Source organism: Streptomyces sp. NPDC048417, from assembly GCF_040651615.1.
Classification (GTDB): domain Bacteria; phylum Actinomycetota; class Actinomycetes; order Streptomycetales; family Streptomycetaceae; genus Streptomyces.
On the sequence record NZ_JBEZKI010000008.1, the window covers coordinates 138,633 to 163,947 of the forward strand.

At 70.9% G+C, this 25,315-nt stretch carries 23 protein-coding genes and 3 pseudogenes; 13 read left to right on the top strand and 13 right to left on the bottom strand.

What is annotated here, in order from left to right; genetic code table 11:
• Positions 1–86 precede the first annotated feature (86 nt).
• Entirely contained in the window at positions 87–479 is a 393-nt protein-coding gene (locus AB0D59_RS14655) for a peptidoglycan-binding domain-containing protein (protein WP_362564783.1), read from the bottom strand.
• A gap of 579 nt (positions 480–1,058) precedes the next feature.
• On the opposite strand from AB0D59_RS14655, the gene AB0D59_RS14660 reads away from it, so the two are divergent.
• The 3 genes from AB0D59_RS14660 (at position 1,059) to AB0D59_RS14670 (ending at position 4,404) form a co-directional block, all read left to right on the top strand.
• Entirely contained in the window at positions 1,059–2,081 is a 1,023-nt protein-coding gene (locus AB0D59_RS14660; protein ID WP_362564785.1) for a DNA-directed RNA polymerase subunit alpha, read from the top strand.
• A 424-nt stretch (positions 2,082–2,505) separates the two neighbouring features.
• Positions 2,506–3,318: a class I SAM-dependent methyltransferase gene (locus AB0D59_RS14665; protein WP_362564787.1), complete on the top strand. Its 813-nt coding sequence runs from the start codon at positions 2,506–2,508 to the stop codon at positions 3,316–3,318.
• A gap of 300 nt (positions 3,319–3,618) precedes the next feature.
• A complete protein-coding gene (locus AB0D59_RS14670; RefSeq protein ID WP_362564788.1) occupies positions 3,619–4,404 on the top strand; it encodes a hypothetical protein in 786 nt (261 codons plus the stop codon).
• A gap of 25 nt (positions 4,405–4,429) precedes the next feature.
• Here AB0D59_RS14670 and AB0D59_RS14675 read toward each other — a convergent pair whose 3' ends face one another.
• Positions 4,430–4,861 (bottom strand): enoyl-CoA hydratase/isomerase family protein, encoded by a 432-nt coding sequence (locus AB0D59_RS14675; protein ID WP_362565075.1) that lies wholly within the window; start codon positions 4,859–4,861, stop codon positions 4,430–4,432.
• Here AB0D59_RS14675 and AB0D59_RS14680 point away from each other — a divergent pair.
• Together AB0D59_RS14680 and AB0D59_RS14685 are read left to right on the top strand one after the other, a co-directional pair.
• A complete protein-coding gene (locus tag AB0D59_RS14680) occupies positions 4,831–5,097 on the top strand; it encodes an acyl-CoA dehydrogenase family protein (RefSeq protein ID WP_362564790.1) in 267 nt (88 codons plus the stop codon). The genes AB0D59_RS14675 and AB0D59_RS14680 overlap by 31 nt on opposite strands.
• Positions 5,098–5,099: 2 nt before the next feature.
• A complete protein-coding gene (locus tag AB0D59_RS14685; protein ID WP_362564792.1) occupies positions 5,100–5,861 on the top strand; it encodes an acyl-CoA dehydrogenase family protein in 762 nt (253 codons plus the stop codon).
• Between the two features lies 1 nt (position 5,862).
• Here AB0D59_RS14685 and AB0D59_RS14690 read toward each other — a convergent pair whose 3' ends face one another.
• Entirely contained in the window at positions 5,863–6,570 is a 708-nt protein-coding gene (locus AB0D59_RS14690) for an SDR family oxidoreductase (protein WP_362564794.1), read from the bottom strand.
• A 127-nt stretch (positions 6,571–6,697) separates the two neighbouring features.
• A complete protein-coding gene (locus tag AB0D59_RS14695; RefSeq protein WP_362564796.1) occupies positions 6,698–7,399 on the bottom strand; it encodes a hypothetical protein in 702 nt (233 codons plus the stop codon).
• 71 nt (positions 7,400–7,470) lie between these two features.
• Between AB0D59_RS14695 and AB0D59_RS14700 the strand changes: the two genes are divergently transcribed.
• Positions 7,471–7,896, top strand: a complete 426-nt coding sequence (locus tag AB0D59_RS14700; RefSeq protein WP_362565077.1) for an HIT domain-containing protein — start codon at positions 7,471–7,473, stop codon at positions 7,894–7,896.
• 49 nt (positions 7,897–7,945) lie between these two features.
• Here AB0D59_RS14700 and AB0D59_RS14705 read toward each other — a convergent pair.
• Positions 7,946–8,386 (bottom strand): annotated as a pseudogene (locus tag AB0D59_RS14705) (transposase); the annotation flags it as partial.
• 86 nt (positions 8,387–8,472) lie between these two features.
• Here AB0D59_RS14705 and AB0D59_RS14710 point away from each other — a divergent pair.
• The 5 genes and pseudogenes from AB0D59_RS14710 to AB0D59_RS14730 form a co-directional block, all read left to right on the top strand.
• Positions 8,473–8,571 (top strand): annotated as a pseudogene (locus AB0D59_RS14710) (1-acyl-sn-glycerol-3-phosphate acyltransferase); the annotation flags it as partial.
• Between the two features lie 137 nt (positions 8,572–8,708).
• The gene (locus AB0D59_RS14715; protein ID WP_362564797.1) at positions 8,709–9,722 is read left to right on the top strand and encodes a class I SAM-dependent methyltransferase; all 1,014 of its coding nucleotides are present in this window, start codon (positions 8,709–8,711) and stop codon (positions 9,720–9,722) included.
• A gap of 280 nt (positions 9,723–10,002) precedes the next feature.
• Positions 10,003–10,203, top strand: coding sequence for a hypothetical protein (locus AB0D59_RS14720; protein ID WP_362564799.1), 201 nt, complete (start codon positions 10,003–10,005; stop codon positions 10,201–10,203).
• Between the two features lie 137 nt (positions 10,204–10,340).
• Entirely contained in the window at positions 10,341–11,258 is a 918-nt protein-coding gene (locus tag AB0D59_RS14725; protein ID WP_362564801.1) for a hypothetical protein, read from the top strand.
• A gap of 280 nt (positions 11,259–11,538) precedes the next feature.
• Positions 11,539–12,384, top strand: a complete 846-nt coding sequence (locus tag AB0D59_RS14730) for a helix-turn-helix transcriptional regulator (protein WP_362564803.1) — start codon at positions 11,539–11,541, stop codon at positions 12,382–12,384.
• Here AB0D59_RS14730 and AB0D59_RS14735 read toward each other — a convergent pair.
• On the bottom strand, positions 12,381–13,163 hold the full coding sequence (locus tag AB0D59_RS14735; protein ID WP_362564805.1) for an enoyl-CoA hydratase: 783 nt from the start codon (positions 13,161–13,163) through the stop codon (positions 12,381–12,383). The two genes, AB0D59_RS14730 and AB0D59_RS14735, sit on opposite strands and share 4 nt — an antisense overlap.
• 10 nt (positions 13,164–13,173) lie before the next feature.
• Positions 13,174–15,348 (bottom strand): acyl-CoA dehydrogenase family protein, encoded by a 2,175-nt coding sequence (locus tag AB0D59_RS14740; RefSeq protein ID WP_362564807.1) that lies wholly within the window; start codon positions 15,346–15,348, stop codon positions 13,174–13,176.
• 153 nt (positions 15,349–15,501) lie between these two features.
• Between AB0D59_RS14740 and AB0D59_RS14745 the strand changes: the two genes are divergently transcribed.
• A complete protein-coding gene (locus tag AB0D59_RS14745; protein ID WP_362564809.1) occupies positions 15,502–16,152 on the top strand; it encodes a TetR/AcrR family transcriptional regulator in 651 nt (216 codons plus the stop codon).
• Here AB0D59_RS14745 and AB0D59_RS14750 read toward each other — a convergent pair.
• Positions 16,148–16,532 (bottom strand): annotated as a pseudogene (locus tag AB0D59_RS14750) (methylmalonyl-CoA mutase family protein); the annotation flags it as partial. The gene AB0D59_RS14745 and the pseudogene AB0D59_RS14750 sit on opposite strands and share 5 nt — an antisense overlap.
• Before the next feature lie 189 nt (positions 16,533–16,721).
• Between AB0D59_RS14750 and AB0D59_RS14755 the strand changes: the two are divergent.
• Positions 16,722–17,831: a SpoIIE family protein phosphatase gene (locus tag AB0D59_RS14755; RefSeq protein ID WP_362564811.1), complete on the top strand. Its 1,110-nt coding sequence runs from the start codon at positions 16,722–16,724 to the stop codon at positions 17,829–17,831.
• 277 nt (positions 17,832–18,108) lie between these two features.
• Here the strand turns inward: AB0D59_RS14755 and AB0D59_RS14760 are convergent, their stop codons facing one another.
• From AB0D59_RS14760 to AB0D59_RS14780, 5 genes are all read right to left on the bottom strand, one after another.
• Positions 18,109–20,268, bottom strand: a complete 2,160-nt coding sequence (locus AB0D59_RS14760) for a beta-galactosidase (RefSeq protein WP_362564813.1) — start codon at positions 20,266–20,268, stop codon at positions 18,109–18,111.
• 55 nt (positions 20,269–20,323) lie between these two features.
• A complete protein-coding gene (locus AB0D59_RS14765) occupies positions 20,324–21,289 on the bottom strand; it encodes a carbohydrate ABC transporter permease (protein WP_362564815.1) in 966 nt (321 codons plus the stop codon).
• Positions 21,286–22,224, bottom strand: a complete 939-nt coding sequence (locus AB0D59_RS14770) for a sugar ABC transporter permease (RefSeq protein WP_362564817.1) — start codon at positions 22,222–22,224, stop codon at positions 21,286–21,288. The genes AB0D59_RS14765 and AB0D59_RS14770 overlap by 4 nt, the downstream gene beginning before the upstream one ends.
• 85 nt (positions 22,225–22,309) lie before the next feature.
• Positions 22,310–23,701, bottom strand: coding sequence for an extracellular solute-binding protein (locus AB0D59_RS14775; protein ID WP_362564819.1), 1,392 nt, complete (start codon positions 23,699–23,701; stop codon positions 22,310–22,312).
• A 356-nt stretch (positions 23,702–24,057) separates the two neighbouring features.
• The gene (locus AB0D59_RS14780) at positions 24,058–25,197 is read right to left on the bottom strand and encodes a LacI family DNA-binding transcriptional regulator (RefSeq protein ID WP_362564821.1); all 1,140 of its coding nucleotides are present in this window, start codon (positions 25,195–25,197) and stop codon (positions 24,058–24,060) included.
• Positions 25,198–25,315: the final 118 nt, after the last annotated feature.

Consider the following 25,315-nt stretch of genomic DNA (forward strand, 5'->3'; position numbering starts at 1 on the left):
TTCTCCCCCGCCCAGAGGGCCAAACTCCCCGCGTCGACAACACCGCCCACCTCATCGCGGAGCGCACATCAACAGTGCGTGCGAGCTCACCCGTTGCGCAGCCTCGTCCAGGTGTTCGGGCCGATGATGCCGTCGGCGGTCAGGCCGCGGCTGGTCTGGAACGCCTTGGCGGCACTGGTGGTGAGGGGGCCGAAGGCACCGTCGACTCCCCTCGGGCCCACATAGAAGCCCCAGAGCTGGAGCAGGCACTGGGCCTCGCGCACCGTGTCCCCGGCAGCGCCCTCACGGATCGTGGGCGGTGTGAGCCGGTCGTCGAAGTCGCAGAAGGCCGGATCCTTCGCCGCGGAGGGACCTGCGGCGGCGAACGGGGCAGTGGCGGACGACGTCCTCGCAGGAGCGGGAGCCACGGCGACGGCAGTGGCCGCACCGGCCAGCACGAGGACGGCGACGGAGGCGGTGAAACCTCGTTTGATCTGCATGACGCTCCTTCGGGTGTCATCCGTACCGGGCCGAGCGGCCGAGCCGTCCGCACCGGACGACCAGTACGAGACCACCCCACCGCCCGCACACCAAGAGTGACCGACTCAACACGTAGCGCCACAGAGCGCGTGAGGCAGCGCGCGGGGCAGGTCATCACCGGCGGGCGGCCATCCCCCTGTGGGCGCGCACCCGGTTCACACTGGCGCGCGTCCGAAGCACGACGCGTACGCCGTCACCGCAGGGCAGAGCGCCTTCACGAAGCCCGAGGAACAGCCGGGCGTCGTCGGCTTGGGCACCCGCCGACGGGCCGCCTCGGCCGCTGTCCCCATCAACGTCATGTTCACGACGTCACCCTGGCCATGCAGCGCGTGCCTGCCTCGTCCCGCGCGCTCGGGAGCTGGACGCGGCAAGGCAGAGGCGGTGGGAGAGGCGGGCGGACGGGAAGCCAGACGCCTCCTCGCTGGGATGAAGTCGGGCGGGTCCGGCCTCATCGCAGGCCTCATCGCCCGTGCCGCCGTAGTCTTCGTGGTGACTACGGCGTCACATAGCGGGCGCCAGACCACTGGAGGCAACACCTCGTGCTGATTGCTCAGCGTCCGTCCCTGACCGAAGAAGTCGTCGACGAGTTCCGCTCCCGGTTCGTGATCGAGCCGCTGGAGCCGGGCTTCGGCTACACCCTCGGCAACTCCCTCCGCCGCACCCTCCTCTCGTCGATCCCCGGCGCTGCTGTCACCAGCATCCGTATCGACGGTGTCCTGCACGAGTTCACCACCGTGCCGGGTCTCAAGGAGGACCTCACCGACCTGATCCTCAACATCAAGCAGCTCGTCGTGAGCAGCGAGCATGATGAGCCGGTCGTGATGTACCTGCGCAAGCAGGGCCCGGATCTGGTCACCGCCGCCGACATCGCGCCCCCGGCCGGTGTCGAGGTGCACAACCCCGACCTGGTCCTCGCCACGCTCAACGGCAAGGGCAAGCTGGAGATGGAGCTGACGGTCGAGCGCGGCCGCGGTTACGTCTCCGCCGTGCAGAACAAGCAGGCCGGTCAGGAGATCGGCCGTATCCCGGTCGACTCCATCTACTCGCCCGTTCTGAAGGTCACGTACAAGGTCGAGGCGACCCGTGTCGAGCAGCGCACCGACTTCGACAAGCTGGTCGTCGACGTCGAGAGCAAGCAGGCGATGCGGCCGCGTGACGCCATGGCGTCGGCCGGCAAGACCCTGGTCGAGCTGTTCGGTCTCGCCCGCGAGCTGAACATCGACGCCGAGGGCATCGACATGGGCCCCTCCCCCACGGACGCCGCCCTCGCGGCCGACCTGGTACTGCCGATCGAGGAGCTCGACCTCACCGTCCGGTCGTACAACTGCCTCAAGCGTGAGGGCGTCCACTCCGTGGGTGAGCTCGTGGCGCGCTCCGAGGCCGACCTGCTCGACATCCGCAACTTCGGTGCGAAGTCCATCGACGAGGTCAAGGCGAAGCTGGCCGGCATGGGCCTGGCCCTCAAGGACAGCCCGCCCGGATTCGACCCGACCGCCGCTGCCGACGCCTTCGGTGCGGGCAATGACGGGGACACGGGCTTCGTGGAGACCGAGCAGTACTGAATACCGCGCTACGGCCGGGTCACAAAACCTCAGAGACGGAGATCCGCAAACCCGGCGCCCAGTCGGTGGACGCCCCCGGTGTGGCGTCCGTGCGGGCCCCGGTCGCGGTGGGCACCGAGGACATGCCGAGGCGTCCGTGGCCCAGCCGGGGAGTACCTGGACTCCGGACGCCTGGTCCTGATCCACGAACAGGCCCGGGTCCGCGCCTGCCCGCGTGCGGCCGCTCATGACTGGTGAGGCCGATCGGGTCAGGCGCGGCGCGCCTCGGGTGTGCGGGCGGTCGTCGGTGGAGGATCGGTGATGCGGCCGCCCCGGGACCGGGCCGCACCATCACGTGAGGAGGCCCGGCCATGAAACTCCGCGACCACCCGCTGTTCCGGCCGCTCGGGCTCGACGGCCCCCTCCGCGGCACTCCGGCGGCGCCATGACCACCGCTCCGGGCGGCGGCCGCTACGGCGAGGCCGTCTTCCGTCCCGGACAGGCGGGCGAGGCTGAGCGCATCGACGTCGGCGCACTCGTCTACGACGACCTCACCATGGCGCGGTTGCGGGCGCTCGGGGCCGGCCCGGGCTGGCGTTGCCTCGACGTGGGCGCCGGCACGGGCACGGTCTCGCGCAGGCTCCTGGACGAGGCCGGGGTGGAGAGCGTGCTCGCCGTGGACCGGGACGTACGTTTCCTCACCGAGCGGCCCGGGCTCGATGTGCTGGAGGCCGACATCACCGCCGCCCCGGACTCGATCCGCGGCCGGTTCCGGCTCGTCCACGCACGCTTCGTGCTGATGCACCTGTCCGAGCACGACCGTCTGATCACCGCGTTGGCCGGACTCGTGGAGCCGGGCGGGGTGCTGGTGCTCAGCGACGCGGTCGACCTGACGAGCGACCGGACGCCCGGCACCCCGTACTCCACGGTGATGCGGGCGATGTGGCAGGGGCTGCGGGCTACCATCGGCACCGACGTCTCCTGGGTGCCGTCGTACCCGCAACTGCTGCGGGGGGCCGGGCTGGTGTCCGTCGCCGCCGAGATCCATGTGCCGCCGCTGCTGCCGGGCAGTCCCATCAGCCGCTTCTGGGCGGACACCTGGGAGCGGAGCCGGGCGGCGATGCTCGCCACCGGCCTGGTCGACGACGCGGCTGTCGACGCGGCGGTCCGCTACCTGGCCTCCGACGAGTGCGCCGCGCTGTCCGCCGGCATGCTGACCGCCTGGGGACGCAAACCCGAGGCGGAGACCGCGCGCTGACGCGCCGGGAACAGCGGTCTCCCGCTTCCCGCCGGGGCGTCAGCCGCTGAGGTGTGCCAACGCCCTGCGCGCGCTCCCGGAGCATGGCGTCGAGTTCCAGGGCCCACCGCGGTTCGCGTACGGCGGTGACTCCGCGTACCCGGCCGTATCCACGGGTCGCATCTGCGCAGAACCAGCACACAGGCTGCACACTGCCCGGCCAAAGGCTCGCTACCGTTCTGGCCGTTCGATCCCACGTGCGATCGAGATCAGGCCACGGCCGAGGACGCCGCTGGCGCAGTCGAGTCAGGAAGACCGCGGATGGACTACTGCTCCTCGTGCCGTCGGCACCTCAACGGCGCGCTCGCGTGCCCCGGTTGCGGCGCCTACGCCCCGGACATCGCGCCCCGCGCCGTCGTGACGCCCTGGCAGGCCCCGGCCGACAGCGCCTGGTACGACGGCACGGACTACACGGACGGCACGGACGAGGCGGCGGAGGATCCTTACGACGACTCCCCCGCCATGGCTGCCGGGCCGCTCGGCCGGGCGGCCCGGCGCCGTCAGCGGGTCCGCTGGAAGAAGACCCAGCGGCGGGCCCTGGTGGCCACCGCGGTCGCTCTGGTCGGCGGCGGGCTGACCGTCGCCTCGCTGGACCGGCAGTCCACGGACCGGGCGCAGGCGGCCAGCGCCCCGGACACCACGACCATGGGCGTCGCGGACGAGGAGGCCACGGAGCCCACGCCGTCGGCGTCGACACCGACCGGCCGCCACCGGGCCCCGGATCCCACCCCCTCCGCCCGGTCGACGGCCACCGCCAACGCGCCGCACGAGCAGACCGCCGGCACGCCCCAGGCCACCCCGACGTCCCGTCGGCTCACCATCACGTCGGTGCCGTCCAAGACGTCGTCCGCCACCCAGCACCAGGCAGCGGCCGCGGCCGCCGGTACGACCTCCGGTACCACCGCGACCCCGTCGGAGCCGACGGCCACGCCCACACCCAGCGCCGGCGACAGCACGTCGACGCCGCCGGCGAGTCCCGCCCCGACCGCGACCTCCCCCTCGACCTCGCCCTCGCAACTCTGTCTGCTGGTCATCTGCATCGGCTGAGGCAGGCACCGCCTCGACGGGCGTCTCACTCCTCGATCCGGTCCACCAGTCCCCAGGCCAGGGCCCGTTCGGCGGGGACGGGCCGGCCGTCGAGGGCCAGGTACAGGGTGCGCCGGCGGCCGATCCGGCGCGGGATGCTCACCGTGCCTCCGGCACCGGGGATCAGGCCCATGGACAGTTCGGGCAGCCGGACGGTGGTGTCGGGTGCCGCCACAACCCGGGTGGCGAAGGCCGGGAGTTCGATGCCCGCGCCGACACAGGTCCCGTGGATCCTCGCGGTGGGCCGTCCGCCGAGGGTGTGCAGACGGGCCGCGCTCAGTGGACGCGGGCGGCAGGGCCGGCGGTCGGTGGGGGCAGTTGCCGGCTGCTGCCGACCAGGGACGGCTGGGCCGCCATGTCCGACGCGCGTCCGGACGACCCGCTGCTGTGGAGCGCGCTGATCGGCCGGGATCTCGATGCGCCGCCGACCTGGAGCAGGCCGTCCGCCGGGCCCGGGACAGCGATCCGCTGGCCACCGCCGAACAACAAGTCTTCGAAACTGTGCGGGACTTGCTGCCCGGCGTCCTGGAGTTGACCGAGACGCCCTGGCGGTCGGAGTACTTCTCCGCGAAGGCGGCCACCCTCTACGGCGGCACCGCCGAGATCCAGCGCAACGTCATCGCCCGCCGGCTGCTCGACCTGGGGAGGGAGTGAGCGTGGACCCCGCCGAGCTGGACCTTCTCTCGCAGACGCTCCGCAGGGCGATGACGGTCACCGCCCCGGGCCCGGCCCTGGACGCGGCACTGGCCGAGCTGGGCGGGCCCGAACTGCTGGCCGGGTTCCCGGCGGTGGCCGTCGCCACGGTGTGCCGGCTGCTGGGCGAGACGGGCGCGCATGCCTCGGTGCTGACCGACGTGGTGGGCACGGCGACCCTGCCGTACGCGGGTGGCCGGTGGGTGGTGTGGGAGTACGGCGGTTCGGGGACGGCGGCCGGACTGGACGAGGAACTGCCTCTGCGGCCGGTGGCCGGCGGTGCTCCCGTGCCCCTCGCCGCCGGCCGGCGGGCGGTCGGATGGTGGCTGCTCGGCACCGGCCACGCCATGCCGGCGCTCGCCCGGGGGCATGCCCTGGCCCGCGTCCAGTTCGGCCGGCCGCTGGCCGCCTTCCAGGCCGTACGGCACCGGCTCGCGGAGACCCTGGTGGCGCTGGAGGGCGCCGAGGCCGCCCTCACGGCGGCCACGGACGACCTGGGCGCACTGCTGGCCAAGGCGGCGGCCGGGCAGGCGGCACTGACCGCGGCCCGGCACTGCCAGCAGGTGCTGGGCGGGATCGGGTTCACCGCCGAGCACCCGCTGCACCGGCACGTCCGCCGGGCCGTCGTCCTGGACGGGCTGCTGGGCAGCGCCCGCGAACTGACCCGCGAGGCCGGGGCGCTGGTGCGCACGCGGGGCACCGCGCCCCGGCTCGTTCAGCTGTGACTCACCAGGACAGCGGGCCGTTGACGTCGAAGTAGCCGCCGGTCGGTCCGTCCGGGCCGAGCTGCGCCATCCGGACGATGATCTCGGCGCCCTCCGCCACCGTCTGGGTGCCCGTGTTGCCGTTCAGGTCGGTCTTGGTGAAGCCGGGCTCGACGGAGTTGATCCGCATGGCCGGGAACGCCTTCGCGAACTGCACGGTGAGCATGTTCACGGCGGTCTTGGAGGTCGGGTACGCGATGCCCGGGTAGAAGTGGGCGGGGTGGTCGGGGTCGGAGAGGGCCGTCAGCGAGGCCAGACCGCTGCTGACGTTGACCACGACCGGTGCCGCCGAGCGCCGCAGCAGCGGCAGGAAGGCGTGCAGGACGCGGACCACACCGAAGACGTTGGTCTCGAAGGTGTTCCGCATCTGGTCGGCGGTCACGGTCTCCGCGGTGGGCACGCTGTTGTCCGCGGTCCGGGTCTCGATCCCGGCGTTGTTGATCAGGACGTCCAGCCCGCCGTCGGCCTCGATCGTCTTGGCCGCCGCGTCGACGGAGGCGTCGTCGGTGACGTCGAGGAGGACGAACCGGGCGCCCAGTTCCTCGGCGGCCCGGCGTCCGCGCCCGGCGTCCCGGGCTCCGATGTACACGGTGTGACCTGCGGCGATGAGCTGGCGGGCGGTTTCGTAGCCGATGCCCTTGTTGGCTCCGGTGATCAGTGTTGTCGTCATGCGTCCAGCCTGCGCCCCGGCCGCCCGGTCAGCCAGCAGACCCTTCTTCCTGGGACTGCCGGTACCACCGACGCACCCCTCTGACCCCCTCGTCCGCTGCGGCCGTTCCGGGTGCGGGCCGAGAAGGTCAGGCGGGGGTGAGGCAGGCTTCGAGGGCCGTCCGCTGCTGAGGGGGGAGGTGGTCGCCCAGAGGGGTTTTGCGGGGGCTCTGCTCGCCTTCGCAGATCCAGCTTCGTTCGTCCTCATCGAACCACCAGTCCTCAGCGCCCCACATGGGGTGCCCTTGGAGCAGACGCCTGGCCAACGCCTCGGTCGCCTCGGGAGCACCGTGAGCGACGAGCGCCCGGCCCACTGCCGTCACGGCCTCCTCCGAAACCGCGGTGTCGCCGAGAACCGGCAGAAGGAGAAGAAGCCGGGCGTGAGGGTCGGTGACACCCGTGGCGCCTGGCGGTGCCTTGAGCAGGGCGGCGAGCTCAGGCCAGCACAGCCCGGGGCCGATGCGGTCCTGATCGTCGCTGGCCAGGACGAGGTCCTGGCGCCAGTCTGGATGCGTGAGGAAGTAGTCCGTGGTCGTGAATTCCTCGCCACTGTTGTAGTGCACGACGATCGCGAAGTCGCTGGCCAAAGGCACTGTGAACGCCGGCCAAGCCGCCGGATCGTGGAGCCGCTCCAGCATGGCGTCGGCGTCGCCCGCGTCGGAGCCGAAGTCCTCAGGCGCGCAGCCCTCGGACAAGTCCGCCAAGTGCGCCGGCCAGAAGCCCGGCTCTTGCAGGAGTGGATGCCCGTCCACGACGGGCGACGAGGCGTACCAGTGCCGTGCCATCACCATGCCTGGATTCTCTCCAAGCCCGGTTGGAACTGTTCACGGCCGGACCGCCGGTTTGTGGCAGGGTCGTCTGCATGTCGTGCCTCTTCTGCCAACTCATCCGCGAAGACAGTACGCAATGGGTAGCGCGTGGACCGTCCGCCTGCGCGTTCACCCCGCTCGACCCGCTCGCTCCAGGGCACACCCTGGTGGTGCCGACGGCTCATTACGCCGATGTCTTCGACACGCCCATCGAGGTGCTGGCCGAGACGGTCGAGCTGGTCCAACTGCTGGCAAGGGCCATGCGCTCCGGTTTGAACGCGACTGGGGTGAACGTCCTCAACGCGAGTGGTCCAGGCTCGGAACAGTCGGTACGCCACCTGCACTTCCACGTCGTTCCGCGATGGCCCGACGACGGCATCTCCACCTGGCCGACCGGGCAGTCGCAGCATCGATTCGCCGGCGACCCTGCCGTGCAACTCGCCGACGCGCTGACCGTCGGCGAGCACCCCAGGAGTTGAGCTTGTTCTTCATGGTCTGACCTGGTCACGTTCGGCGACGCTCTCGCCGGTCGCCCCCGCCGGGCAGACGATCCACCCCCTGGCGGATCAACGTGCCCTCGATGACGGGAAGTTCACCGGTGTGGCTGATCCACGCGGAGCGGATGGTCAGGCGGGTGTGGATGCGGTCCCGGGCCACGGCGCGGGCGATGCCGTACCTGTCGATGACCTGCGCGGACGCCACGTCTGGCGCACCCCAGGTCTCCGGCCCGGCGAAGCGGAACTCCTTACCGTGCTTCGGGGGCCGCCCGCCCTGCGGCGGAGAGATCCACGGCACCGGGACGGGCTTGCTCATGACCCGGTCCGACGCATCCGCCGACTATCTCCACCGGCGGCCTGCTCAGGAGACGAGACATGCCCGGGACGTCGTATCCGGCCTCGAAGACGATGAGGAGGTCGCGGTCGCCGAGGCGCCAGCGGCCCATGTCGATGAGGTCTCGACCACGCGACGAGTGCCAGGTCCACCGGTGATGTCACCGGCCCGTCCGCGCACAGCAACGCATCCACGAGTTCGTCGGCCCGGGTCGCCATGGTGGCGCCGGACCGCCCGTGGACCTGTCCCGTTTCCACGACCGTGCACCGGGGCCGGAGGTATGGCGGGAGGCCACGGAGGAGATCATGGCGGCGACAACGTCCCTGGTGGCCGGGGGACGACGGACACCTTCCGGGCGCGACGGCCCCGGCGCGGTCGCCATGACCGGAAAGGTCCGCGGAGATGATCAGGCGAGGAAGCAGGAGTGACAGTGAACGTCGATGGTGGACACGACCAGCGGATGGAGAGTATTCAGGCCGCGATGACGGCACGCTCCGCGATCAGGAGCTGGGCCGAGGGACTGGAGCTCATCGAACTCGTCCGGGCCACCCATCGTGCGGGGTGGCTCGAGCACTTGCGCGGGGAGACCACCGTCGCCGAACTGGCAGCCGCTCACAGTGCCTCGGCGGAGCAGGTCTCCGACGTTCTGGCGGTACTCGCCTCGGCCGGCGTCGTGCGGCCCGGAGAACAAACGGGATCCTTCCGGCTGAGCCCGGACTTCGACGCTCTCGTGGCCGGAGCTTCCGGGGTCGACATGACGGCCGTGCTCGATGCCGTGGAACTGGCTCGTGACCAGGTGGCGCGGGCGGTGCGGCCGTCGGACCAGGAGCCCGGAATCGACGGTGCGCAGGCGCTGGTGCTCGCCCGCGACTGGGGGGTGCGGCCGACACCGGGCGCCCGACAGTTGATCGGGATGCTGTACGAGGCGCTACCGGAGTTCAGGGCGCGACTGGAGTCCGGCGGCCCGCTGCTCGACGTGGGAAGCGGCGTCGGCGGGGCCTTGCTGACGGGACTCACGCTCTTCGACAAGCTCCACGCCGTCGGTGTCGAGTCCGTCCCGGAGGTCGCCGCGGAATGCCGCCGTCGCGCCGAGACCGTCGGCGTCACCGATCGCGTGGACATCCGGACGATGGACGCCCGTGCACTGCGCGACGAGTCGGCCTTCTCCGTTTGCTTCTGGGCCCAGCCGTTCTTCTCGCAGGACGTCCGGGCGGACACCCTCGCCGCGATCTTCCGCGCTCTGCGTCCGAACGGTCTCTTGCTCGTGCAGGAACTCTTCCCACCGCAGACCGCACAGGACAAGCCCACGGCCCGAACCCGGCTCGACCGGCTCTTCTTCACCCAGCGGCACGTCCCATTCGGCCTGTCCGCCGAAGAACTCGCCGCCGAAGGGCGTGCCGCCGGGTTCCAGGACGCCCAGGTCACCGACAGTCCCCTGGGCAGGCTCGTACTCATGCGCAAGCCCGACTGCTGAGCAGGCCGGGGCAGCCCAGCCGCCGTGCCGCCCTGTTGACCTCTGAGGACATCACGTCCCCCGCCCCTCCAAGGGGCGCCAACGGGAGGCTCACGCTGACGAGACGCAGAGCAGCGGCACTGCTGCTGGGGGTCGGCACGCTGGCGGGGCTGGTCGTCGCGCCAGCCTGCGCGACACCCCCGCAGCACGTATCCCGCAGGCGGGGTGGCGCCCACCACCGGGCCCTTCGAGAAGGTCACGCTCATTACAGGTGACACCGTGAGCTACCACCGCGCGGGGAATGGTCCCCCAGTCCACGACCGGGGAGGCCAGCGGCCGTTCCCGTGCATCACGCGGCGCCGGCCTCGGCTTCGGCGCGGAGGGCGGTGGGAAGAGCGCGGAGGTGCCGCTCGACGGCGGCCTGGTCGCGGTGGACCCGCTCCAGCGGGACGAGCAGGCCGCGCTGGAGCCGGAATCCGATCAGGCAGTGCCTGGCCCGTGAGGGCTTCCCTCCGGGCTCTCGAGACGTGACCGTGGGTTCATGGCTGGATTCGTCGACGTCCGCTTCCCCGCTTCCCGGTCAGGCGGTATTCCCTTGACTTGATGCAGGGCGGGCCCAGGCAGGGAAGGGACACTGCGATGACTTATGCGGGGAGCTATGGCCAAAGAGACCTGGGGATCGCCGCAGCCGGCGAGTCGGCCGCCCGCGGCCGGGCCGAGATGACCTCGTTCGACGAGGTGTACGACCAGCCAGACCCCAGAGACTTCTTCCGCGTCCTGGGTCACTGGGACTATCAGACGCCTCACCATGCGCAGGGGGTGTTCCGGCGCGTGGCCGCCACCCGCACGCGGACCGCCCGCGCCGCCGCCCCGGTCACCGTGCTGGACATCTGCTGCTCGTACGGCATCAACGCGGCCCTTCTCAACCACAGCCTCACCCTGGAAGACCTGTATGCCCACTACACGTCCCCGCAGGCCGCAGCGCTCACCACGGCGGAGCTGATCGAGTGGGACCGCGCCTATTACGCGGCTCACCGACGTCCCGACGCGCACCGGGTGATCGGGCTCGACATCGCTGCGAACGCCATCTCCTACGCTCTCGCCGTCGGCCTGCTGGACGAAGGCTTCACCGAGAACCTCGAAACGGCTCCCCCCACCCCCGCTCTCCTGCACGCCGCGCAGCCAACCCTTCTGGTCACCGTCACGGGCGGAGCGAGCTTCCTGTCCCCGCGCACCTTTCAACCACTCCTCGCCGCCGCTCACGAACAGGTGTGGATCGCGGCGTTCGTCCTGCGTACCGGCTCCTACCGCCACATCGCTGACGGGCTCACACCGCACGGCCTCGTCACCGAGAAAGCGGCCGCCCCGAGCTATCCGCAACGCCGCTTCACAAGCGTGCAGGAGCAGCGGTATGCCATCACCGCGGTGACGGCCGCCGGCCAGGATCCTCGGGGCAAGGAGACCGACGGCTACTTCCACACCGAACTGCACCTGTCACGACCCACGAAAGACGCCACAGCCCTTCCGCTCACCACTTTCACCTCCGAGAGCACGTAAGAGGTGATCTCATCTGGTCGGTCTGCGGTGGCAGCTGAGGGTGCAGGCCATGCCGGCCCCTCCCGTGCAAGGCTCAGACGCAGCTTGAGGCCAACCACCGCGGCGTGAGGGTGAGAAGGTCCGTGGAACGACCTGCCCATCCGTTCGACCCCGATTCGACCCCGTGAGCGCACGCGGAGCAGTCCCACGCTCTGGCCGGGGTAAAGGTGGTGTGGCGGGCCGGACAGCCTATGACTACCGGTACCAGGCACATCCGCGGCCTGCGGTGTTGACTGGGGGCATGACGGCGACGGAACTCGGGCGGGCGCTGCGGCGCTGGCGCGACCGGGTGGCCCCGGGCGCGGCGGGGCTGGCGGCCGGTGGCCAGCGGCGCGCGGCGGGTCTGCGGCGCGAGGAGCTGGCGCTGCTGGCCGGGATCTCGGTCGACTACGTCACGCGCCTCGAACAGGGCCGGGCGACGAACCCGTCCGCGCAGGTCGTCGAAGCACTCGCCCGGGCGCTGCGGCTGTCCGCGGACGAGCGGACGTACCTGTTCGGGCTGGCGGGGCTGGTGCCGCCGGGCCCGGACATGGTGCCCGGATACCTCACGCCCAGCGTCCAGCGGCTGCTGGACCGGCTGGTCGGCACCCCGGTGGCGGTCTCGGACGCGGCCATGACCCTGCTGGTGGCGAACCCGATGTACGGAGCGCTGATGGGCGATCCGTCCGGCCTGCGCGGCTTCCAGCGCAACGGCGTGTGGCGCAACTTCCTCGGCTGGCCGACCCGGGTGCGGCACTCCCCCCAGGAACGGCGCGCCTTCGAGGCCGGCCTGGTCGCCGAGCTGCGCTCGACGGCCGCCCGCTACCCCGCCGACCGTCACCTACAGCGCTTGATCACGGAGTTGCGCACCGAGAGCAAACGGTTCGCCGAGCTGTGGCACGCGGGTGTCGTCGGCCGGCTGGAGGCGTCGCGCAAGACCATCGAGCATCCGCAGGTGGGCCTGCTCACGCTGGACTGCGACCAGCTCCGGGTCGAAGAGCACGACCTGCACATCCTCGTGTACTCGGCCGAGCCGGGCACCGAGGCCGCCGAGAAACTGGAGCTGATCTCGGTGCTCGGCACCCAGAGCCTGGCCGAGCGGCACTAACGCAGCTTCTGCTTCATCTCGTCCAGCTTCGCCAGGATCGGATAGCCGCTGATGCTCAGCGCGTTGCCGTGTCCGGTCTGGTGAACGTCGAACACCGACTGGACGGCGGCGTAGAAGCCCTGGACGTCCAGGGTCTGGTTGACGGCGCGTTTGGCCTGGCGCAGCCCGAAGGCGGGCATCCGGGCGATCCGCTCGGCGAGTTCACGGGTGGCCGCGTCCAACTCGGCTCGTGGAACGACCTGGTTGACCATGCCGACCCGCTCGGCCTCCTCGGCGGTCAGCGGCCGGCCGGTGAAGAGGATCTCCTTGGCCTTGCGGGCGCCCAACTCCCAGGTGTGGCCGTGGTATTCGACGCCTCCGATACCCATGGTGACGACCGGGTCGGAGAACAGGGCGTCCTCTGCGGCCACGATCAGGTCGCAGGGCCAGCACAGCATCAGCCCGCCGGCGATGCAGCGGCCCTGCACGGCGGCGATCGACGGCTTGGGTACGTTGCGCCAGCGCAGCGTGTACTCCAGGTACCTGCGGTTCTCGGCCCGGTAGATCCACTCCAGGGTGATCTCGCCGGGGCCGGGCCAGCGGTCCTTGAGGTCGTGCCCGGCGGAGAAGTGCTTGCCCTCGGCGCGCACCGCGATCACCTTCACCTCCTCCTCCTCGGCGGCCCGGGTCCAGGCGGCGTCGAGTTCGTCGAGGAGAGCGGCGTTCTGGGCGTTGGCGGCCTCGGGCCGGTTGAGGGTGAGGGTGGCGATGCCGTCCTTGACCTCGTACAGGATGTGCACGGACGTCTCCTCAGCGTCGGGGCAGACCGAGCACCCGCTCGGCGATGATCGTGCGCTGGATCTCGGACGTGCCGCCGGCGATGGTGCCGCCGTAGCTGCGGGCGAAGCGGTTGAACCAGCTGGCGGAGTCGTCGTCGAAGCTCATGTGGAAGTACGGCGCCGTCCGCGCCGGATGCACCAGGCCGTCCGGGCCGGACGCCTCCAGGATGTGCTCCAGGGCGTGCTGTGCGGCCTCCGACCCGAACACCTTCAGCACGGACAGCGTCGGCACGTCCTGCTCGCCGCGGGCGGCCCGGGCGAGGGCGGCCGAGCCGAGCAGTCGTAGCGCCTGGAGGTCCATGACGAGCGTGGCGTACCAGTCCTTCTCCAAGGCGTCGGTGGGCCGGAACTCGCGTGCGGCGGCCTCCAGTCGCTCGGCCTCGCCCAGCCACATCAGGGTGCGCTCGTGCCCGAGGGAACCGTTCGCGACCCGCCAGCCCTGGTGGAGGGGGCCGACGAGGTTCTCGGCGGGGACCCGGACGTCCTCGAAGAAGACCTCGTTGAAGTCCTTGTCGTCGGGGCCGGTGTAGGAGGCGAAGGGGCGGCGGGTCACGCCGGGGGTGTCGGTGGGGACGAGCAGGACGCTGATGCCCTTGTGCTTGGGGGCGTCCGGGTCGGTGCGGACGAAGGCGAGGAGCACGTCGGCGTCGTGGGCGCCGGACGTCCAGACCTTCTGGCCGTTGACGGTGAAGTGGTCGCCGTCGAGTACGGCGCGGGTGCGCAGCGAGGCGAGGTCGGAGCCGGCGCCGGGCTCGCTCATGCCGAGGGCGGCGGTGAGCTCGGCGCGCAGGATGGGCACGGCCCACCGGTGCTTCTGCTCCTCGGTGCCGAAGGACAGCAGCGAGGCGGCGATGATGCCGACGCCCTGCGGGTTGAAGCTGTGGCAGATACGGCGCCGGGACAGTTCCTCGCGGTGCACGTACTGCTGGACGACGGTGGCGCTACGGCCGCCGTACTCCGGCGGGTTGCCCGGCAGCAGCCAGCCCTCGTCGAACTGGAGGCGCTGCCAGCGTCGGGCCCACTCGGGCAGGTGCGCGGTGGAACGGGAGCGTTCGGCGGCCTCCGCCTCGGGCGGCAGGTAGGCCTCCAGGAACGCGACGAACTCGGCACGGAGGGCCTCGGCCTCGGCATCGAAGGACAGCCTCATGACACCGCCTCGGCAACCCACAGGTCGGCGATGAGCGCCCGGTGCTCGGCGGCCCCGCACGAGCATCAGCTCACCCGCCTTGGCCCGCTTGATCGCAAACTGCAGGTCGTTCTCCCAGGTGTGCCCCATCGCCCCGAACAACTGCACGGCGTTGCGGAACACCAGCGCCTGGCACTCCCCCGCCGCGGCCTTGGCCATCGAGGCGGCCAAGCCGCGCCGAGGATCGTCCTCGGCGATGGTGAGGGCGGCGAAGTAGGCGAGGGCGCGGGCCCGTTCGATCGCCACATGCATGTCGGCCGCCTTGTGCTGGACGGCCTGGAAGGAGCCGATGGGCGCGTCGAACTGACGGCGGGTGCGGACGTGGTCGAGCACCAGGTCGAGCGCGCGACGGCAGGCGCCGACCGTGGTCATGGCCATGCCGATGAGCGCGACATGACGGGCGTTCGCCGGATCCGCCCCGCTCTGCTCGCCCTCGCCGACCCGGACCTGCGCGAAGGTGACGTCGGCGAGGTGCAGTACGGGGTCGAGGACCGGGGTGCGTACGGCCCTCACCTCGACGGCGGGTACGACGAAGACGCCGGCCTCGGTGACGACGGCGAGGCGGTCGGCGCGGTCGCCGTCGAGTACGTGACGGGCGGTGCCCTCCAGCACCCAGCCACCGCCGTCGGGGTGCGCCGTGACGCCCTCGTGGACGGCCGTACCGGACCGGCCCGGATCGGCGAACCCCGGGGCGAGCGGGGCGAACTGGGTCAGGGTCGCCAGGTAGGGCGTGGGGTCGGCGACCCGGCCCAGCTCCTCCAGGACGATCGCCAGCTCCATCGCGTCCGCCGGGTCGGTCAGCTCGGTCCAGCCGAGGTTCGCGTAGCCGCGCCACAGCGGGTCCGGATCGGCGCCGTCGTCCACGACGGACCGCACCAGCGCCGGCGGGTAGTCCTCGAGGAGGACCTCGTGCACGGTGTCCTGCCACAGCCGTTGCTCGGCGTCGAACTCGAACAGCATCGGCGCCTCCGAACACGAAGAGGAGAATCTCATTCTCGATATCGGAAATCAGTAGTCTCCTCCAGACCTGTGGTGATGTCCATACTGGATATAGGTTCCTTGCCGGTGTGGTTCAGTAATGTTCTCCCCATGGCACAGAAGGCGGATCGGCCCGTGAGCAGCACCTCGACCGAGGGACCGGCCTGGAAGCAGCGCGCGGTCGAGCGTTCCACCCAGGCGGCGAAACGCCGGGCGGAGCAGAGGGTGGAGCGGTTCCTCGACGCGGCCCAGGCGATCATGGCGGAGAAGGGCACGACCGACTTCACCGTGCAGGAGGTCGTCGACCGCTCCAAGCAGTCACTGCGGAGCTTCTACCAGCACTTCGACGGCAAGCACGAGCTGCTGCTCGCGCTGTTCGAGGACGCGATGGGCAAGTCCGCCGACCAGTTGCGGGCCGTCGCCGCCGAGCAGTCCGATCCGCTGGACCGGCTCAGGGTGGTCGTCCAGGAGCTGTTCGAGAGCTCGCGCCCCGACCCGACCGGCAAGCAGCGCCCCCTGTTCACCGACTTCGCGTTGCGTCTGCTGGTCTCGCACCCGGCCGAGATGCGGGTCGCGAACGCGCCGCTGCTCGCGCTCTTCACCGAGCTGATGGAGAGTCTGGAGGAAGCGAACGTGCTCCGCCCGGGCTTCAAGGCCAAGCGGGTGGCGGCACTGACCATGCAGACCGTCATGTTCAACGCCCAGTCCAGCGGCCAGGACGCGGCCCATCCGCTGACCGCGGAGGAGATCTGGGACTTCTGCGCCACCGGGATCACAGGCGAGTAAAGCTGGTACTGGTGCGGTCCAGCGGGATGCCCTCGAAGAGCACCTCGGCGTCGGCTGTCCACGGCGACCCCGACCCGGCCAACCTCGTCGCTCACCTCCGCGTCGTCGGAGTCGTAGCCGCACTGGGTGGGGAGGTCGAGCGCTACCGAGAGGCCCGTTCCGCCCTGTTCCAGCAGGTAGCGGTAACGGCGGTTCGACTCCTCGGCGGTGCCGAACCCCGAGTACTGCCGGAGCGTCCACAGCCGCCCCCGGTACCCGGAGGCGTAGTTGCCTCGCGTGAACGGGAACGTGCCCGGTTCGGGCGGCTCGGCAGCCCGGTCCGCCGGTCCGTAGACCGGCTTCAGCGGGATGCCGGACGAGGTCCGGGCGAAGTCATCCATCGCCGAGCACAGTACTTGCACGAAAAGAGAATGCCAATACCGTAAGCGAGAATGACTCTACTGGAGGTGGGACGGGAGGCTGAAGCGCCCGTGCGGGGCGCGGGGCCGTCCCGCCGCCCTCATGATGCGAGCCGTGACCAACTGCTCGTATCGTGAGAAACCAGAGAGCGGCTCGGTAAGCAGGAGATCATGGCAGAACCGGCCGTCGACTACGCGGCGGTGTTCCAGGCTCTTCCCGGGGCGGCGGCGCTGGTTACTCCGCAGCTGATCCTCGCGGACGCCAACGCGGAGTTCCTGCGCCTCCGGGGCCTACCCCGCGAGCGAGTGGTCGGTAGCTTCATTCCCGACGACCGCCCCGAAAACGACTCCGCCGAGCCTCTCCTGCTCAGAGTTCTGGCGTCACTGCGCCGGGCCGCGGACACCGGTGAGCGCACCGTCGTGGCGCTGCAGCGCTACGACATGAAGGACCCCGACCAGCCCGGGGTATGGCACGAGCGGTATGTCAACGTGACCAACATTCCCGTGTTCGGAGCTGACGGGCGGGTGACGCTGCTGCTGCAGCGACTGGAGGACGTCACCGAACTCATCCGCGCCCGTGAAGTCGCGCTGGCCTTGCAGGAAGCCATGCTGCCCGCCCCTCGCCCGCACGGCCGGCACCCCACGGCCGTGCGCTACCGGCCGGCCGCCGAAGCGCTCAACGTGGCCGGCGACTGGTACGACCTGGTCGACCTGCCCGGCGATCGCATCGCCGTGGCCGTCGGCGACGTCGTCGGTCACGGCCTGTCCGCGGCCGGTGTCATGGGACAACTGCGCAGCGCCCTCACCGCCGCCTCCCTCGTCCCCGAAGGCCCCGCCCGTGCCCTGGAAGTCCTCGGGCTGTACGCCCGCACCATCGACGGCGCCGAGAACACCACCGTGGCCACGGCATTCATCGACTGGGAGAACGACACCATCACCTACAGCAGCGCCGGCCACCTCCCGCCGGCGCTTCTGCAGCGGGACGGGACCGTCGATTTCCTGGACCGGGCAACCGACCCGCCCCTGGCCGCCCGCCCTCAACACGGCCCCCGGACCCAGGCTGTCGCGCCCTTCCGTGAGGGCGCTGTCCTCGTGCTCTACACCGACGGTCTGATCGAACGCCGTGGCGAAGACATCGACGCCGGCCTCGCCCGGCTCGCCGGCTCCCTGGCCCGCCACCAGGCGGACGATCCCGAAGCTCTCGCCGACGCCGTACTCACCGACCTGCTCCCACCCGGTGACGCCACCGACGACACCGCCCTGGTCATCGTGCGCCTGTGAATCGGCTGCGCGCCGGTGTCGGAGCCGGGGCACGCCTCACCGCGACGAGCCCCGCCGGCGTCAGGTCCGGACCGCACGCGTCGGGACCCCGCTCATCGGAAGTACCCGACGGCGGGGCCCGTTTGACCGTCCTTTCGCATCAAGGGCGTCTGCCGGACCGGTTCCCAGTCCTGGGAGCCGTCCGTGGTCGCCGTCCGCAGGGTGAGCTGCCCTGCGGCGGTTGCTCCTCACGTACAGGCTCGTGTGGTCCTCGAGGTGACCCCGACGGGGCTTCGTCCTAGGTCCTCGCTCCGTCGGAATGCGCGGCGACGAGCACCTTCACGTCCCAGGCGCCCAGTTCGAGCGCCGTGCCCGCGGGGACGGGAGTGCCGTCGAGAACATCGGTCAGCTCGACGGGAGCCGCGACCCGCTCGGGCTGCCGGCTCCAGTTGTGGATCACGTGAACCCTGCGGCCGTCCGGGGCCGTGCCCGTGGTGGCGGTGACGGACGCCGGAAGGTTCTGCCAGCCGCTGCGCGCGGCGGGTGCCAGCCAGTCGGCGAGGGCCCGGGCGAGGCCGCGCCCCGGGGCGGTGCCGACGCAGGTGACCTGCCCCTCGCCGTGACGGCGGGTGGTGATCGCCGGCCACCTGCCGAAGTGGGGGTGGTCGTACCGGGCGAGTACCTCGGCGTCGTGGACGATCAGGCCGTCCGCCCAGTGCGTGGCCGTCGCGTCCGCGGGGAGGCGGAGCGGGCCGCCGGGGGTGGGGGTGACCGTGATCCCGGCGGTCAGGTTGCTGAACTCGTCGTACGTCACGCCCGCCGCGCCGGCGAGAGTGCCGGGGGCCGGCTCCGGCCGGGCCCGTGCCTCGTGGTCGGCGTAGGCCGTCCGCGGCCCGAGGACGAGATGGCCACCGGCGTGGGCGTAGGCGGCCAGCCAGTCCACGGTGGTGTCGTGGGCGAGGTACAGGGCGGGCACCACCAGGACCGGGTGACGCCGGGCGGCTTCGGCGGGTGCCATGCCCTCCCGGTCGCCGTCCGGGTCGTGGAGCTGCCGGACGTGGACGATGCGGACCTGACGGCCGGCGTCGAAGGCGCCCCGGTAGAACGGGTCGAAGAGGCGGTGGTAGGAGGCAGGGTCGGGGTCGCCGTCGGCGGTCGCCAGGGGCGGGTACTTCTGCATCAGCCACTTGCTCGGCGTCGAGTAGACCATCGTGATGTCGGCGTCCGGCTCCAGCCCCGCGACGAGCGGGCCGGCCTTCTCGAACTCCGCTCCCAGCCTGGCGAGTTCGGCGTACGTCCGGCCCGGGCGGCCGCTGTGCGGGAGGACGCCGCCCCAGTAGGTCTCGGCGCCGAAGCGCAGGGTCTGCCACTGCCAGTACTCGATCATCCGGGCGCCGCGCGCCACATGGGCCCAGGCGGCCTGCCGCCACTGGCCGTCGAATCCGGGGCGGTTGTCCCAGGGGAAGCCGATGGAGTTCGCGTTGGTCTCGGTGACCAGGAACGGCTCCTGGCGTGAGGAGAACATCCAGTCCGCGGTCTGGTACATCGACCAGACTCCGGTGGTCCTCCAGATCTGTTGGTGCTCGTCGGGCGTGGGGTCGGGGAGCAGCAGGCCGTCCTGCATGTCGTAGTACGGGTTGCCGGAGGCGATGTCGAGGCGGTCCGACAACTCGTCGTCCTCCACGCCGCCTCGCGTGTAGGAGATGCAGGTGGTGACGAACTGTTCCGGCCGGGCGTACTCGCGCACGATGTCGGCCTGCCAGCCGATGAACTCGGTGACCTGGCGGGCCTGGAACTCCCGCCAGGCGACGTCGTACTGGGGCTGCTCGTTGCCGTCCGGGGTCCACAGGTCGGCCCAGGTGGACAGGCGGTGCGACCAGTAGACCAGGCCCCACTCGCGGTTGAGGGTCTCGACGTCCCGGTACTTGTGGCGCAGATGGTCGACGAACCGCTCGAACACGCCCCGGTTGTGCAGCAGGTGCAGTCCCGGTTCGTTGTCCACCTGCCATCCGATGACCGCAGGGTGGTCGAAGTACCGTTCGGCGATCTTCCGGATGACCCGCTCGGCGTGGAACCGGAACGCCGGGTGGGTGATGTCCACCTCCTGGCGGGCGCCCCAGCCGATCCGCTCGCCCGTGCGCCGCTCGCCGGTGATCTCCGGGTACTGCCGGGCCAGCCATGGCGGCACGGCGTAGGTCGGCGTGCCGAGGATCACGGAGATGCCGCGTTCATGGGCGCCGTCGAGCACGGGTTGCAGCCAGTCGAGGTCGAACCGTCCGTTCTCCGGCTCCCAGGTCGACCAGACCGACTCTCCGACGCGGATGACGGTGAAGTGCGCGTCGGCCATCAGGTCGAGGTCGGTCTTGAGCTGTTCGTCGGGCCGCGTGCCGCCGTAGGCCGGCGTGTACTCGTGGTAGTAGGCAGCGCCGAACAGGACACGGGCGGGCAGGACCGCCATGAAGGAACCTCCAGGAGAGGGGAAGGGAGCGGGAGCGGGGTGTGGTGGCCGGCGCCTATTGCTTGACACCGCCGGCGGCCAGACCGCTCTGCCAGTACCGCTGGAGCATCAGGAAGGCCACCACGAGGGGGATGACCGAGATCAGCGAGCCGGTCACGACGAGCGCGAGCATGTCGCTGCTGGCGCCGGCCCCGCCGTTCTGGGCCTGGGCCGCCCAGGAGGAGAGCCCGACCGTGACGGGGTACAGCTTCGGGTCGTTGAGCATGATCAGCGGCAGGAAGTAGTTGTTCCAGGTCGCCACGAGCGTGAAGAGGACGACCGTCACCAGACCCGGTGCCAGCAGCCGCAGGGCGATCCGGACGAAGATCCGCAGCTCCCCGGCGCCGTCGATCCGGGCGGCTTCCAAAAGGCTGTCGGGTACGGCGTCCTGAGCGTAGATACGCATCAGGTAGAGGCCGAACGGGCTGACGAGCGAGGGCAGGACGATCGCCCAGGGGGTGTTGACCAGCCCCACCTTCGCGAAGAGCAGGTAGGTCGGGATCGCCAGTGCCGTGGTCGGGATCATGATGGCGCCGAGGACCAGGTTGAAGGCGGAACTGTTGCCCCGGAAACGGTACTTGGCGAAGCCGTACCCGGCCGCGGTGGCCAGCAGTGCGGCGCCGAGCGCGCTGCCGACCGAGTACAGGACCGTGTTGAGCAGCCAGTGCAGGAAGACGCCGTCGTCGTAGGTCAGGGTCTGCCTGATGTTCGCGAGCAGTCGCGGGCTGTGGGAGAACCACAGGCCGAAGCTGTCGAACAGGTCCTGGGTGCTCTTGGTCGAGGCGACGGCGAGCCAGAACAGCGGCAGGAGGAAGTAGGCGAGTACGGCGAGCATCACGATCGTCAGCGGGGTGCTGCGGCGGCGGACCTGGGAACGGCGCCCGCGCGGGACCTTGGACGCCCGGCGGGACGCGGTGGCGCCGGAGGCGGTCCTGGCCGAGGTCGCGGGGGTACGGGTCGAGGACTGGGAGACGACCGTCACGACGTCCTCCTGCGGTTCGCGGTGATCAGCACGGCGTAGGAGAAGACCACGATGACCAGGCCCAGGAGGAAGGAGACCGCGGCCGCGTAGTTCACCTGCTGCCCGGTGAAGGCGAGGGTGTAGGCGTAGAGGTTCGCGGTGTACGAGCTGTCGATCACGTCGGGGGCGATGGTCTGCAGCAGTTTCGGTTCGTTGAACAGCTGGAAACTGCCGATCACCGAGAACAGCAGGGTCAGCAGGAGCGCCGGCCGGAGCGCGGGCAGTTTGACCGACCGGGCGATGCGCCAGGCGCCGGCGCCGTCGACGGCGGCCGCCTCGTACAGCTCACCCGGGATGGTCCGCAGCGCGGCATAGAGAATGATCATGTTGTAGCCGACGAACTCCCAGGTCACCACGTTCGCCAGGCTGCCCAGCATCCAGGTGTCGCTGAGGAAGTGCGGGACCGGCGCGTCGAGTCTGCGGCCCAGTTGTGCGAAAGGGCCGAAGTCGGGGCCGTAGAGGTAGCCCCACATGAGGGTCGCGACGACGCTCGGTACCGCGTACGGGACGAAGATGCCGAGCCGGATGACCTTGGCGAGCCGCAGCAGGCCGCTGTCCAGCGCGAGCGCGAAGAGCAGCGCCAGCACCAGCATCACCGGGACCTGGATCGCGAAGGACGCCGCGACCCGCAGCAGACCACCCCTCAGGAGCGGGTCCTTCAGGGCGGTCACGTAGTTGTCCAGCCCGACGAACGTCGTCCCGCCGATGAGCCGTTCCTGGAACAGGCTGAGATAGGCGGCGTAGCCGAGGGGGGTCAGGAACAGCAGCACGAACAGCACCATGAACGGTGCGATGAACAACGGGCCTGCCGCACCGTGGCGCAGGCCACCGAGCCGGCGGCGCTTCGGCCCTGCTCGGCGCGGGTCCTCGGTGGAGGCCGCGGTCATGGCGGTCATCAACGGGCCTTTCTGGATGTCGGGAGGACCGGCCGCGGGTCCCGGGGATCGGGCGGCGGGCGCCGGGGCCGGGACCCGCCGGTGGTCAGGCGGACTTGACGGTGAAGCCCTGGTTCTTGGCGTAGGTGGTGAGCCGCTGCTGCCAGGCGTCCAGGGCGGCACCGCTGTCGGTCTGGTCGGCGAGGGACTTCCCGACGGTCTCGGTCCAGTCGGTGGCGGCCTGGTCGAGGAACGGCGGCCACTGGAAGTCGTCGCTGACCGTCTCGCCGATGCCGGCGAAGACCTGGTTCACCTTCTGGCCGCCGTAGAAGGACGGCGTGGCGCCGACGAAGGACGAGTCGGCGAGCAGGGCCTTGGTCGCCGGGAAGAACGACTGCTCGGCCGCGAACATCTTCGCGCTCGCGGGGTCGCTGTTGAGGAACTGGGCGAACTGCGCGGCGGCGACGGGGTTCTTGGTCGAGCGGATGACCGCGCTGGTCGAGCCACCCCAGTTCCCGGACGCGGGGCTCGACGCGTCCCACTGGGGCAGCGGAGCGGCCCGCCACTTGCCCGCCGTGGCCTTGGCGGAACCGGAGAGGAACGCCGGGCCCCACGCGGCGGTGATCCAGGTGGCGTACCTGCCCTTGTTGAGCCCGGCGTACCAGGCGTCGGTGAAGTCCGGGTCGGTGCTGATGACGCCTTCCTTCGCGAGGCCGCCCCAGTAAGTGCCGAGCTTCTTGGAGATCGCGTCGTTCACGTCGATGGTGATGTCGCTCTTGCCGGACAGGGCGTAGGGGTGGGCGCCCACCTGCCACAGCAGGCCGTGCCAGGCGGCGGCCTCGTTCGCCGCGAGGTTGGTCAGGTAGACATCCGGGTCGGCCTGGTGCAGCTTGCGCGCGGCGGCGGCGAACTCGTCCCAGGTCGTCGGCGGCCTGATGCCGTGCTTGTGGAAGATGTCCTGCCGGTACAGCATGCCGAGCGGGCCGGTGTCCTGCGGGATCGCCCAGATCTCACCGCCGGGACCGCTGACCTGCGCCCAGGTCCAGTCCACGAACTCGCTCTTCAGGTCGGCGGCGCCGTAGGGGCTCAGGTCCAGCAGGCTGTCCGTGATGGTGAACGTGGGGATCGCCTGGTACTCCACCTGCGCCAGGTCCGGGGCGCCCTTGCCGGCCTTGATCGCCGTACGCAGCTTGGTGTAATGCGCCACGCCCTGACCGGCGTTGACGACCTTGACCTTGATGGCCGGGTACTTCTTCTGGAAGAGGGCGACCTCCTTGTCGATGTTCGGGACCCAGGTCCAGAAGGTGAGTTCGGTCGGTGTCTTCATCGCCTTGTCGATGTCGGCCGGGGAGAGCGGCTTGGCGGAGCTGCCGCCGCTGCCCCCGCTGCCGTTGCCACCGCTGCAGGCGGACAGCGCGACGCTGAAGGTCGCCGCCCCCACGGCGGCGAGGAATCCGCGACGGCTCGGGGAGGACGACGTGACGAAGGATCTGGGCATGGTGAACTCCCACCGGTTGGGCGAAGGTGAGGGCATGCCTGCGGCGGCATGCCGGGCAAGGGAACGCGAGGAGGTGACGACCGGGACTTCGGGGTCGGTTCGTGGCAGGGCACGTCGTCGTCGGCTGCTCCCGGCTCGCGGTACGGATGGCGGACCACGGGGGGAGGGCAGTCGGAGCAGGCGCCGGTGCAGCGGGCCGCCGTCGAGAAGGAGATCGTGTGGTGCCCGAGTCCCTGCGGGCGGCTGAGCCGGGCATGGCGGGGAGGGGTGAACCGGGCAGCGGCCCGTGCGGCGGCCGCGTGTGTGACAAGTCCGGCCCGGAGTCCGTGGTCTGGGCCGACCGGAGCCGAAGCTGATCAGGAACGGTCGGATAGACCTCCACTCTGCGGCGCGGTCTTCGCACCAGGGCGGGGAGGCACGGCGGAGCCAGGTGCTCCGCCCGGATGCGTCCGGGACGGAGCAGGCGCGGTCGACGCGCGAAGGACGAGCTCGACGGGCGGATCGTTTGCCGGGGGCAGGTCGGCTCCGGGCTTCTCGATGGCGTGTACGAGAAGTCTCAGCCCTTCCTGGGCCACGGCGTCGAACGGCTGACGCACGGTGGTCAGCGGAGGGGTCACGAACGCGGCCACCGGGATGTCGTCGAATCCGACGACGCTGACGTCGTCCGGCACGGCGCGGCCGGCCTCCGTCAGTGCGCGCACGAGGCCGATGGCCATGTCGTCGTTGGCGGCGAACACCGCGGTCACGCCGGGGTCCGCGGCGAGTACCCGGCCCGCCGCGTAGCCCGATGCCGCGGACCAGTCGCCCTCGACGACCGACGGCTCGTCGCAGCCTCGTGCCTCCAGTGCCTCACGCCACCCCCGTAGGCGGTCGCGGGCGGCATACCACCGCTGCGGACCCGCGAGGTGGTGGACGGTCCGGTGTCCGAGGTCGAGGAGATGCTCGGTGGCCGCCCGTGCCAGCAGGTCGGCGCCGACGCCGGCGACCACGGTGCCGGGGCCCGTCGTGGCCACGGGCGCACCCAGGACCAGCACCGGTACGCGTACGTCGGCGGGGACCGCTCCCCCGTCCCCCTCCTCGTCGATCGGCTCGGAGATGACGATGCCGTCCACGCCCTGTTCGAGGAGCGAGGCGATGGCTCCGCCGACGCCCCCCGGATCGCCTTCCAGGGTGTTGACCACGCGAAGCGCGTACCCGGTGTCCCGGGCGGCCCGCTCGATGCCGATGAGAAGGGACGCGGGTCCGTACAGTGCCGTCCCGAGCGTCACCACGCCGATGGAGCGAGTCCGGCCGGAGGCCAGCGCCCGGGCCGCGTGGTTCAACCGGTAGCCGAGTTCGTCGGCCGCGTCGAGAACGCGCTTGCGCACCTCTGCCGAGACGTACGCCTCGTCGTTGAAGACCCGCGACACCGTCTTCTGCGACACGCCGGCCAGCTGGGCCACATCCACGCTCCGGGGCGCACCGGAAACGCCGGCCCGTCCTGCTGATCGCGTCATGATGTCTCCCGATGGCGGCGCTCCGCGTCGGTTGCCCCGACGACCTGACTGCGCAGCCATGTCTACGCAGTCAGAAGATGTCCGTCAAGAGTGCGGAACATATTCGCGACATGGCGTT